Source organism: Streptomyces sp. NPDC054956, assembly GCF_053609185.1.
This window is the reverse complement of sequence record NZ_JBSGXB010000253.1, coordinates 1-11473: the sequence shown is the minus strand read 5'-3', so window position 1 is coordinate 11473 and position 11473 is coordinate 1. Positions and strand designations below refer to the sequence as shown.

The following is an 11473-nucleotide window of genomic DNA, read 5'->3' as shown; positions in this document are numbered from 1 at the left end:
CCCGCCGGGGGCGTTTTCGGCGGGGGGCGGGGGCGGTCCCGGGGCCCCCCCTTCCCCCCGCCCGGCGTTTGAGGACCGGGTCCGGGCGGAGTCCGGGACCCTTTCAGCCCGTCCGGCGTTTGAGGGCCGGGTCCGGGCGGAGTCCTGGGAACGGGGAAGGGCGGGGTGGGGAAGAGCACCGCAGGGTCTGTCAGCGCGGCGGCCGCCGTACCGCCTCGTAGAGGGGGAGCAGGGTGTCGAGGACCGTGTCCATCGAGAAGGACTCCGACGCGAGGGCGCGGGATGCCAGGGAGGCCGACGCATTGGCCGCGGGGGCCAGCAGGGCGAGGATCGCCGAGGAGAGGCCGCGCGGGCCCGGGGTGACCGCCGCCCCCGCCCCCGCCGAGGCGATCCGCTTCGCCAGGCCGTTGGAGTGGGTCACCACCGATGGGACCCCCACCGACAGCGCCTCCAGCACCGACATCGGGAACGGCTCGTCCACCGAGGGCAGTACGTAGACGTGGGCCCGGCGCAGCTCCGCCAGGACCTCGGTGCCCGAGAGGGCCCCCGGGATCGTGAAGCGGGCCGAGAGGCCGAGGGACGCGACCCGCGCGCGGACCGCCGCCAGCTCGCCCTCGTCGGGGCCGGCCACCACGAACTCCGCGTCCGGGTGCACCGCCAGGACCGCCGGGGCCGCGTCCACGAAGTCCACCGGGCGCTTGCGGGCCTGCAGCCGGGCCGAGTACAGGATGCGGGGCGGGCCGGACGGGGCGGGCCGTTGCTCCTGGGCGGGGGTGCCGTTGAGCAGCCGGACCGCCCGGGGCAGCGCGCCGCCGGCCACGGCGGCGAGGCCCTCCCGCTCGTGCGGGGTCAGGTACAGCACCGCGTCGGCGCCGCGCAGCAGCCGGCGCACCGCCACCGCGTCCAGCACCCTGGCCAGGATCCTGCCGCTCGGGTCGACCATCCCGTGGGTCTGCAGGACGAGCGGTCTGCGGGCGCGCAGCGCGGCCAGGGCCACGGGCAGGGTCACCAGGTCCCGCGCGAGGTGGACGTGGACCACGTCCGCGTCCCGGACGAGCCGGCCCGCCGAGGCCAGCAGGGCGGGCGAGGTCATCCCGCTGAAGCCAAGGGGGAGCACCCGGCGGGCCGGGAACAGCTTCGCCGGGACGCCTTCCACCGAGGTCGGCCAGGGCTCCGGGAACCCCGCGCCGAGGGCCAGCAGCGCGGCCCCGTGGCCGCGCCCCCGCAGCCCCTCCGCCAGGTTCAGCGCGACCCGGACCGGTCCGCCGAAGGCGTGCGTGGGGGAGTGCAGGGTCACGGCGTGCAGGACCCTCACCCGGGCTCCCCGACCGGCCGTCGGCGCCCGTCCTGCGTCTGGAGGGTCAGGGCGGGAAGGTCCCGGTGGACCACCGAGCCCGCGCCGGCCACCGCGCACCGGCCGACCGTCACGCCCGCCAGCACGGTGGCCCGTACCGCCACCCACGCGCCGTCCTCGACGGTGATCGGGGCGTTGCGGTAGCGGAAGTCGGCGGCCCGGTGGTCGTGCGAGCCGGTGCACAGCAGCGCCTCCTGCGAGACGCAGACGTGCGAGCCGATCGTGATCGGCTCCAGGTTCAGCAGCCAGGCGCCCTCGCCGATCCACGCGTGGTCGCCCACGGTCAGCTTCCAGGGCCACAGCACCCGCACCCGGTGCCGGATCAGCACGCCCTCGCCGATCTCGGCCCCGAAGGCCCGCAGCAGCGCGACGCGGAGCCGGGCCGGGCACAGCCAGCTCATGAACAGCGTGTTCATCACGGCGAACCAGAGCGCCTGCGTCAGCCGCCCGCGCCCCTTGTCGTAGCCGGCCCGCGTGAAGGCGGGAAGATCACGCACGGCAGCCCCTCATCGTCCGTCCCGCCCCCGCCGGGGGCGTGCCAGCGCCTCGTCCATGAGGGCGTCGACGCGGGCCAGCCCCGCCTCGCGGCTCAGGTGCGCCGCCACGTGGCGCGGCCCGGCCGCGCCGAGCGCGTCCGCGTCCGCGGGGTTGTCGGCCAGCGCCCGTACCGCCCTGAGCAGGGCCTCGGGGTTCTCCGGCGGTACGAGCACTCCCGCGCCCGAGCGCTCCACCTCCTGGGCGGCCCCTCCCCGGGCCGCGACGGAGGCGACGACGGGGCGGCCGGCCTGGAAGTAGGAGGTCAGCTTGGACGGCACGCTCATGTCCATGACGGCGGCGTGCTGGGTGACCGCGAGCACGTCCGCGGCGGCGAGGACGTCGGAGAACTCCCCGTCGGCGGCGGGGGGAATGATGTCCAGGTTGGGCACGTCGGCGGCGAGGCCGGCGAGGGCGGAGCGCTGGCTCCCGTCGCCCATCAGGACGAACCTGACGCTCGGGTCCAGCCGGGCGGCGCCGACGAGGACCTCCAGCCCCTGCTTGAGCCCCATGTTCCCGGAGTGCAGTACGACGGTCTGGCCGGGCGCCCAGCCGAGGTGGCGGCGGGTCCGGCCGCGCGGCCTGGTGGGCAGCGGCACGTGGGACCAGTTGGGGACGAGCCGGATCCGCTCCGGGTCCACGCCCATGCCGACCACCCGGTCCACGAAGGTCTCGTGGATGACGCCGACGAGGGTGGCGCGCCTGAGCGCGTACGCCTCCGTGCGCCCGGCCACGGCGGCGGCCTTGTCGCCTCCGCTGATGTCGCTCTGCGCGGCGGCGGCGCCCATCAGGTCCTGGACGACGGGGACGTAGGGGACGTTCCAGCGCGCCGCGAGCCGGGCGGCCAGCAGGCCGCCCGCCAGGCTCGGCACCTGGGCGAGCACCGCGTCCGGCGCGCGCATCCGGGGCGGGGCCAGGGCGCCGTGCAACAGAATCGATCCTTCGAAGAGGGCCCGCCGCAGGGCGGTCTGGCGCGGCGGAACGGTGTGCGCGCGCCGGTGCACGGTGACCCCCGCACGCCGTTCCGTCCGCCGCAGGACCCCCTCGTACTCCGGATCGAGGGACCAGGACGGGTAGTGGGGCATGCCCGCCAGGACGTGGGTCTCGTGGCCGAGACCCGCCCAGTGCTCCGCGATCTGCGTGGCGTACGGGCCGATGCCCGTGTGCTCGGGGGCGTAGTTCGTGGACACCAGCAGGAGGCGCCGCTGACCGGTTGCCGACACTGGACGTCCCCCGCTTCCTCTTCTTCCTCAGGGTGATGCGCGCATCACCCTATTCATTCACCTTCCTTCACCGGGAGGCGGTGCGCGGGGATCGTTCAGCCCACCACCTTCAGCAGCAGCACGGACCGGGCCGGCACCGTCAGGACCTCGCCCCCGCGGTGGCGGGTGGCCGGAGCCCGCTCCTGGTCCTCCCGGGAGGTGTCCAGGACCAGCTCGTAGGAGGCCGCCCACGGAGCCCCCGGCAGCGACCAGGCCACCGGCCGGTCCCCGGAGTGCAGCAGCGCCAGGAAGCTGTCGTCCGTCACCTGGAGCCCCCGCTCGTCGCGGCCCGGGATGTCCCGGCCCGACAGGTACAGCCCCACCGCGGCCGCCGGGGCGTACCAGTCCCGCTCGGTCATCTCCGTGCCCGACGGGGTGAACCAGGCCAGGTCCCGCAGCCCGTCCGCCGCCTGCGAGCTCCCCGAGAAGAACGCCCGCCGCCGCAGCACCGGATGAGTGCGGCGCAGCGCCAGCAGCCGCCGGGCCAGCGCCAGCAGCCCCTGCCAGGAGGGGTCCTCCAGCAGCGACCAGTCCACCCAGCTCGTCTCGTTGTCCTGGCAGTACGCGTTGTTGTTGCCGCCCTGCGTCCGCCCGAACTCGTCGCCCGCCACCAGCATCGGCACACCGGTCGACAGCAGCAGCGTGGTCAGCAGGTTGCGCAGCTGCTGCCGGCGCAGCCCCGCGATCCGCGGGTCCCCGCCCTCGGGCACCTCGCCCTCGGCCCCGCAGTTCCACGACCGGTTGTCGTTGGTCCCGTCCCGGCCCGCCTCGCCGTTCTCCTCGTTGTGCTTGGACTCGTAGGACACCAGGTCGCGCAGGGTGAACCCGTCGTGCGCGGTGATGAAGTTGACCGAGGCGTACGGCCGCCGCCCGCCCCACGCGTACAGGTCGCTGGAGCCCGACAGCCGGTACCCGAGGTCCCGTACGTCGGGCAGTGCGCCCCGCCAGAAGTCCCGGACGGCGTCCCGGTAGCGGTCGTTCCACTCCGTCCACAGCGGCGGGAAGGCACCGACCTGGTACCCGCCCGAGCCCACGTCCCAGGGCTCGGCGATCAGCTTCACCCGCCGCAGCACCGGGTCCTGGGCGATCACCGCGAGGAACGGCGACAGCATGTCCACGTCGTGCATCGAGCGGGCCAGCGCCGCCGCCAGGTCGAAGCGGAAGCCGTCCACCCCCATCTCCGTCACCCAGTACCGCAGCGAGTCCGTGATCAGGCGCAGCACGTGCGGGCGCCCGGCGTGCAGGGTGTTCCCGCAGCCCGTGTAGTCCGCGTACCGCCGCTGGTCCGACTGGAGCCGGTAGTAGGCGCGGTTGTCGATCCCGCGCAGCGACAGCGTCGGACCCAGCTCGCCCGCCTCCGCCGTGTGGTTGTAGACCACGTCGAGGATGACCTCGATCCCAGCCGCGTGCAGCGCCTTGACCATCCGCTTGAACTCGCCGACCTGCTGCCCGGCCGTACCGCTGGAGGAGTAGGCCGCGTGCGGGGCGAAGTAGCCGATCGAGTTGTAGCCCCAGTAGTTGCGCAGGCCCCGGCGCAACAGGTGGTCCTCGTGGGCGAACTGATGGACCGGCAGCAGTTCCACCGCCGTCACCCCGAGCCCGGTCAGGTGCTCGATCGCCGCCGGGTGCGCGAGGCCCGCGTAGGTGCCGCGCAGGTGCTCGGGGATGCCCGGATGGCGCATCGTGAACCCGCGCACGTGCAGTTCGTAGATGACCGAGTCGGCCCACGGGGTCTTCGGCCGGACGTCGTCCGACCAGTCGTCGTCGTCGTGGACCACGACCCCCTTGGGGACGTGCGGCGCCGAGTCGCGGTCGTCGCGCACGGTGTCCGCGATGTACTGCTGCGGCCAGTCGCGGACGTGCCCGTACACCTCCGGCGGCAGGGCGAACTCCCCGTCCACGGCCCGCGCGTACGGGTCGAGGAGCAGTTTCGCCGGGTTGTAGCGGGCCCCCGTCCAGGGGTCCCAGCGGCCGTGCACCCGGAATCCGTACCGCTGGCCCGGGCTCACCCCCGGAAGGAACCCGTGCCAGATCTCGTGGGTCAACTCCGTCAGCGCGCACCGGGTCTCGGTCCCGTCGGCCGCGAAGAGGCACACCTCCACCGCCTCCGCGCCCTGCGCCCACAGCGCGAAGTTGGTCCCCGCCGTGCCGTCCGGGCCCTGGTGGAACCGGGCCCCGAGCGGATGCGAGGACCCGGGCCACACCGGTGGTCCGGGACGGGTCCGCGCCCGTACCGCATGGCTCACGAGCCGACCGCCCGGCCGGCTGCTCCGTACATGGTCCACGACGGCTTCCGCCGTCTCTTGTTCGGCTGCGCTCGACACTGCCCGCCTCCACGGCTCTCGGTACCGGCAGGGGTGGGAAAGTGCGGCCCCGGCGTCCCGGCCCGGGCCCGCCCCCGTCTGGTCCTTCCCACTGTTCTGCCCGGACTGTTCTGCCTGGAACTCGAGCCGCGCCCACGTTTCCCTCGGAGGGGCCCGGTCGTTGGTGGAACGTGACTCTTCTGACGAGGCGGGCAGGGGCGGGCTTGGCCGCCGTGGCGGCATGGGTGGGCCTCCTCGGAGGCCTGTCCGGATGCACCGAAGACGGCGGCTCCCCGATCGAGATCCAGCTGCCCGGCAAACCCCGGTCACCGGACGAGGCGATCCGGATCACCCCGGACGACAACGCCAAGGGAGTGCCCGCCGAGGGCCCCCTGACGGTCACCGTGCCCGAGGGCCGCCTGGAGCGCGTCGTGGTCACCAAGGTGGAGGACGCCCAGGAGGAGAAGGTGCCCGGCGCCATCGCCGTCGACGGGCTCAGCTGGAGCCCCGACCCGGCCGCGGGACGGCTCGCGCTCGCGGCCAAGTACACCGTCGACGCGGTCGCGCTCGACGGGCACAACCGCCGCCAGGCCCGGCACACCACCTTCACCACCTATGTTCCCGAGGAGCGGTTCATCGGCTACTTCAAGCCCGAGAACCGTTCCACCGTCGGCACCGGCATGATCATCTCCTTCAACTTCAGCCGGTCCATCGAACGCCGCGCCGATGTGGAGCGGGCCATCACCATCACCTCCGACCCGGCCGTGGAGGTGGCGGGCCACTGGTTCGGCAAGGAACGCCTCGACTTCCGGCCCAAGGCGTACTGGAAGCCCGGCACCGAGGTCACGGTCAAGATGAACCTGCGGGACGTCGAGGGCGCGCCCGGCTCGTACGGCATCCAGGACAAGACCCTGCGCTTCACCGTCGGCCGCTCCCAGATCTCCACCGTGGACGCGGCCGCGCACACCATGGAGGTCCGGCGCGACGGCGAGCTGCTGTCCACCGTGCCGATCACCGCCGGGGCGCCGAAGAACACCACCTACAACGGCAAGATGGTGGTGATGGAGCTCTTCGACGTCACCCGGATGAACGGGCAGACGGTGGGCTTCGGCGGCGAGTACGACATCCCCGACGTCCCGCACGCCATGCGCCTGACCCGCTCCGGGACCTTCCTGCACGGCAACTACTGGGCCAGCCCCGACACCTTCGGCTCCACCAACGCCAGCCACGGCTGCATCGGCCTGCGGGACAACAAGGGCGGCGGCTCGGACACCCCGGCCGGCTGGTTCTTCGACCGCAGCATCGTCGGGGACGTGGTGGAGGTCGTGAACTCGCAGGACAAGACGGTCGCTCCGGACAACGGCCTGGGCGGCTGGAACATGTCCTGGCCGGCGTGGGTCGCCGGCTCCGCGGTCGGCTGAGGCCCGGGCGCGTCGCCGCAGCAGTCGAGTGATTGTCGTACCGGTTTGACGTAGTGGGGGAGTGTCGCTTCGTCCGCCGCGCCGGAACCCGGCCCCAGCCTGTACGGGCAGCAGTCGCGGGCAGGTCGGAAGGCAACGGACGGAGCGTCATGTCAGCAAGGAAGTGGACCCTCGGGCCCCTGGGGCTCGCCCTCGGGGCGGTACTGGCCGCGGGCGCCCCCGCGGCCCTGGCGGCGCCGCCCGCCCCGGGTCCCGGAGGGCAGCAGCAGGCGAAGGCCCGGGAGGCCACCGCCCTGCGGGCCCCGCTGCCGGGGGGCCTCGGCCCCTGCCTCGGAGCCCGGTGCCCCGACCCGTTCCCGCCGATCGAGGTCGGCAACGACCCCAACGGCTTCGACGAGGGCATCAACATCTTCGTCGGCGCCGACTTCCTGGTCCGCGAACGCGCCGCCGAGGCCGAGGGCAAGGTCGTCGTCCTCGGCAGCTTCGACCAGAACAAGAACCTGGCCGAGGCCGGCGGCGGCTACAACATCGGCATCGTCGGCGCGGGCTCCCTGGTGCGGCCCCCGGCCGGCTCGGACTTCCTCACCACCGGCCGCAACGTCACCGTCGCCGCCAACCAGCGGCTGATCTCCGACGGCGGCGTCGTCCGCCATGCGGGCACCGCCCCCGGCCCCGGCACCGTCACCGGCCCCCTCGTCGCCGACCCGGCCGCGACCGCCCCGTACGCCGGCCTGCGCGACGAGCTCACCTCGGCGAGCCGCTGCTACGCCCGGGTCGACGGCCGGCCGCGCACGGCGACGGGCACCGCCGTCAACCGGGACGGCTTCACCGTCTTCACCGGGGACAACACCTCCAGCCTCCAGGTCTTCAACGTGGACTTCGACATGGCCGGCGCGGGCGGCGGAGCCATCGGCATCCGCTTCGAGCGGATCCCGGCCGGCGCCACCGTCCTCGTCAACGTCCTGGGAACCAGCCGTACCCTCAGCACCTTCAGCGGCAGCATCAACGACACCGGGGCGTCCGCCGACGCCTGGAACGGTTACCGCACCCGGCTGCTGTGGAACTTCCCGGACGCCACGTCCGTCCAGCTGACCGGCAGCGGGCAGTTCCAGGGCAGCGTGCTCGTCGGCGAGCAGTCCTCGCGGACCACCGTGACCCTGCCCGGGACCAACGGCCGCTTCTTCACCACCGGCGAGCTCGTGCACACCAGCGCCCGGGGCGGCGGCCAGGAGATGCACGCGTACCCCTTCAACGGGGACCTGCCGAACTGCGGAGAGCCCGTCCCGGTCGTGGGCGAGGTGTCCGTCCTCAAGGAGGACGGTGCGGGCGGGCCGCTGGCGGGTGCCGCGTACGAGCTGTGGCGCGAGACCAACGGCACCCCCGGAGCCCAGTTCACCGGCTCGGACGCCGACACCAAGGTCGCCGACTGCGTCACCCCGGCGAGCGGCATCTGCTCCCGCACCGTCCCGCTCGGCACGTACTACTGGCGCGAGACGAAGGCGCCGGACGGATACGAGCTCGCGGAGAACTCCGTCGCCGAGCTGACCCTGACCGCGCAGAACGCCTCCGCGGGCGCGCGCGGCCGCATGAGCAACGCCAAGCTCCCGGCCAGTGCCGAGGTGGTGCTCTGGAAGTCCGCCAAGGACACCGGGGCCTTCCTGCCCGGCGCCCGCTTCGAGCTGTGGCGCGAGACCAACGACACCGAGGGCCTGCAGACCGGCGGGGGCGACCCCGACGAGAAGCTCGACGTCTCCTGCACGACCGACACGCAGGGCAGTTGCACGGTCCGGCTGCCGGTCGGGGAGCGGTACTACTGGCGGGAGGTCCAGGCCCCGCCCGGGTACGACCTGCCGGCGGACCCGGTCACCCCGTTCGACCTCGGCGAGGACGACGTGCGGACGGGCATCGTCGTCAACGTCACCAACGAGAAGCGCGAGGACCCCGAGTACACCGGGTCGATCAAGGTCCTGAAGAAGGACGCGAAGACCAAGCGCCCGCTGCGCGGCGCGGTCTTCGAGGTGTGGCGGGAGACCAACAACACCCCGGGCCTCCAGACGCGCGGCATCAACGCCGACCGCCTGGAGCGGGCGGGCTGCGCCACCGACCGGGACGGGGTGTGCGAGTTCCCGCGCCTGGAGGAGGGCTGGTACTACGTGGTGGAGACGGCCGTCCCCGAGGGCTACGTGCTTCCGGCGAACCGGGTCACCGGTCCGCTCCACCTCGACGCGCAGACCCCGGACCACCGCCTGGTGATCACCCTGCAGAACAAGCGCGACGACCACGGCAAGGGCGGCAAGGGACCGCACGCGTAGGCCGGCCGGGTGGGCGGGTGACCCGGTCGGCGCACCCGCCGCGCCGGGCCCGCCCCGGTCCGGTTGGCTCGGCTCCAGCGGCCCGGACGGCGGGCGCGAGGAGGCCCGTATGACCACAGGGACCACACGGACCGCAGGCGGCGCGGCAGGATCGAGGGGCAGGGCGGCCGCCACGGCCGCGGTCCTCGTGGCGGCAACCGTCATGGCGGCGGCCCCGGCCTCCTCGCCGGCGGCCGCGGCCGGTTCCGCTTCTCGCGCCCCCGAGGCATGCACCGCCGGGACCGGCCCCTACCAGCGGGAGCTGGAGGGACACCTGCGGCGCGCGGTCGACGGGGTCCAGGACGCCGGGGACTGCGAGGCGGTCCGGGGGTTCCAGCGGGCCAACGGGGTGCGGCCCGCCGACGGGTACGCCGGACTCGTCACCTACCGGACCATGGTCGCCGTCGCCGCCCGGCCCGACCCCAACGCGGCCGGAGGCTGTCCCGTCCGCCCGCACCGGGTGACCTGCGTGGACCTGGAGCGGCAGCTGCTCTGGGTGCAGCGCGGGCGCACCGTCGTCTTCCCGCCGGTTCCCGTGCGCACCGGCCGCGACGACGAGGAGACCCGCCCCGGCTGGCACGAGGTCTACTGGCGCAGCAAGGACCACAGGTCCACGCTCTTCGACGACGCCCCCATGCCCTGGGCCCAGTTCTTCGACGAGGGCCAGGCCCTGCACGGCCGTCCCGGCGACCTCTACGCCCACGGCGGTTCCGCCGGCTGCGTCAACCTCTCCGTCCCCGACGCCGAACGGCTCTGGAACCTGCTCACCGAGGGCGACGCGGTGTACGTCTGGGGCACCAAACCCGGTACCGAGGACTGACCTGCGGCGTGTCGCGACTCTTGGGACGGAACGGTGACACGGTCGTACCTTTCCGTGATCCCCCCATGTGATTTCCTGGCAGTAAGCGCGCGACTGCCCGCGCGCGGGGGACATGGGGAGAACACGAGTGAACCTGCAGCCGATACGCGGTCGCGTCCGCACCGGCCTGCCGGCCCTCCTGCTGGGCGCGGCCCTGCTGCTGACGAGCGCTTGTAGTGGCGGAGGCAACGGCGGCGGCGCCGGCGGGAGCGGCGGCGCGGACGGCGGTACCGGCGGGACCGGTACCGAGGCGTCCAAGGCCGTCGTGAGCATCAAGCCGGACGACGGGGCCAAGGAGGTCGCCACCAGTGGCGTCCTCAAGATATCGAGCACCGGCGGCAAGCTCAGTACGGTGACGGTCGCCGACACCAAGGGCAACGCGGTGGAGGGCAAGCTCGCCGAGGACGGTGCGAGCTGGGAGCCCTCCCGCAACCTCGCCTCCGCCACCGAGTACAAGGTGCACGCGGTCGCCAAGGACGAGGCGGGCCGCGAGTCCGCGAAGGACACCACCTTCACCACCCTCACCCCGGTGAACACGTTCGTCGGCCACTACACGCCCGAGGACGGCGCGACCGTCGGCGTGGGCATGCCGGTCTCGATCAACTTCACCCGGGGCATCACCAACCCCGAGGCCGTCGAGAAGGCCATCACGGTCACGGCCGAGCCGGCCGTGCCGGTCGAGGGCCACTGGTTCGGCAACGACCGCCTGGACTTCCGCCCCGAGAAGTACTGGGCCGCCGGCACCACGGTCACCCTGAAGCTCAACCTCGACGGAGTCGAAGGCCGCCCGGGCGTCTACGGCAAGCAGACCCGTACGGTCACCTTCAAGATCGGCCGCTCCCAGGTCACCACGGTCGACGCGGCCGAGCACCAGATGCAGGTCGTGCGTGACGGCCAGGTGATCAAGGACATCCCGATCACCGCCGGCGCCCCCGCGAACACCACGTACAACGGGCAGATGGTCATCAGCGAGAAGTACAAGGTGACCCGGATGAACGGCGCCACCGTCGGCTTCGGCGGCGAGTACGACATCTCCGACGTCCCGCACGCGATGCGCCTGACGACCTCGGGCACCTTCGTCCACGGCAACTACTGGGCCTCGTCGGGCACGTTCGGCAACGAGAACGTCAGCCACGGCTGCGTGGGCCTCAAGGACGTCCGCGGCGCCGGCGACAGCAAGCAGCCCGCCGCCTGGTTCTTCGACGAGTCGATCATCGGCGACGTGGTCGTCGTGAAGAACTCCAAGGACAAGACGGTCGCCCCCGACAACGGGCTGAACGGCTGGAACATGGACTGGGCGGAGTGGATCAAGTAGCTCCCCCCGGTACGTAGTCGAGGTGGCCCCGTGCGGTGTCCCACAGCACCCGGCCCCCAGGCGGTTAACGGCGC

Annotated in this window: 8 protein-coding genes; 4 read left to right on the top strand and 4 right to left on the bottom strand. The window is 73.3% G+C overall.

The features are described from left to right. Positions 1-190: 190 nt before the first annotated feature. From ACWGDE_RS29505 to glgX, 4 genes are all read right to left on the bottom strand, one after another. Entirely contained in the window at positions 191-1315 is a 1125-nt protein-coding gene (locus tag ACWGDE_RS29505) for a glycosyltransferase (RefSeq protein ID WP_453392081.1), read from the bottom strand. Next, positions 1312-1851, bottom strand: coding sequence for a WcaF family extracellular polysaccharide biosynthesis acetyltransferase (locus ACWGDE_RS29500; protein WP_453392080.1), 540 nt, complete (start codon positions 1849-1851; stop codon positions 1312-1314). Before ACWGDE_RS29500 ends, ACWGDE_RS29505 begins: the two co-directional genes overlap by 4 nt. A gap of 9 nt (positions 1852-1860) precedes the next feature. Further along, positions 1861-3081, bottom strand: coding sequence for a glycosyltransferase (locus tag ACWGDE_RS29495; protein WP_453392083.1), 1221 nt, complete (start codon positions 3079-3081; stop codon positions 1861-1863). Positions 3082-3206: 125 nt separating this feature from the next. Beyond that, positions 3207-5396, bottom strand: a complete 2190-nt coding sequence (gene glgX, locus ACWGDE_RS29490; protein ID WP_453392082.1) for a glycogen debranching protein GlgX — start codon at positions 5394-5396, stop codon at positions 3207-3209. A gap of 281 nt (positions 5397-5677) precedes the next feature. Here glgX and ACWGDE_RS29485 point away from each other — a divergent pair, with 281 nt between their 5' ends. From ACWGDE_RS29485 to ACWGDE_RS29470, 4 genes are all read left to right on the top strand, one after another. Then, on the top strand, positions 5678-6874 hold the full coding sequence (locus tag ACWGDE_RS29485) for an Ig-like domain-containing protein (protein ID WP_453392079.1): 1197 nt from the start codon (positions 5678-5680) through the stop codon (positions 6872-6874). Between the two features lie 149 nt (positions 6875-7023). Further along, entirely contained in the window at positions 7024-9186 is a 2163-nt protein-coding gene (locus ACWGDE_RS29480) for a choice-of-anchor A family protein (RefSeq protein ID WP_453392078.1), read from the top strand. 109 nt (positions 9187-9295) lie between these two features. Then, entirely contained in the window at positions 9296-10045 is a 750-nt protein-coding gene (locus ACWGDE_RS29475; protein WP_453392077.1) for a L,D-transpeptidase family protein, read from the top strand. Between the two features lie 112 nt (positions 10046-10157). Then, entirely contained in the window at positions 10158-11399 is a 1242-nt protein-coding gene (locus ACWGDE_RS29470) for a L,D-transpeptidase (RefSeq protein WP_453392076.1), read from the top strand. Positions 11400-11473 lie beyond the last annotated feature (74 nt).

Coding starts and splice junctions, on each gene's coding strand:
- ACWGDE_RS29470 (WP_453392076.1), top strand. CDS start 10,158: ATGGGGAGAACACGAGTGAACCTGCAGCCGATACGCGGTCGCGTCCGC.
- ACWGDE_RS29480 (WP_453392078.1), top strand. CDS start 7,024: ATGTCAGCAAGGAAGTGGACCCTCGGGCCCCTGGGGCTCGCCCTCGGG.
- ACWGDE_RS29475 (WP_453392077.1), top strand. CDS start 9,296: ATGACCACAGGGACCACACGGACCGCAGGCGGCGCGGCAGGATCGAGG.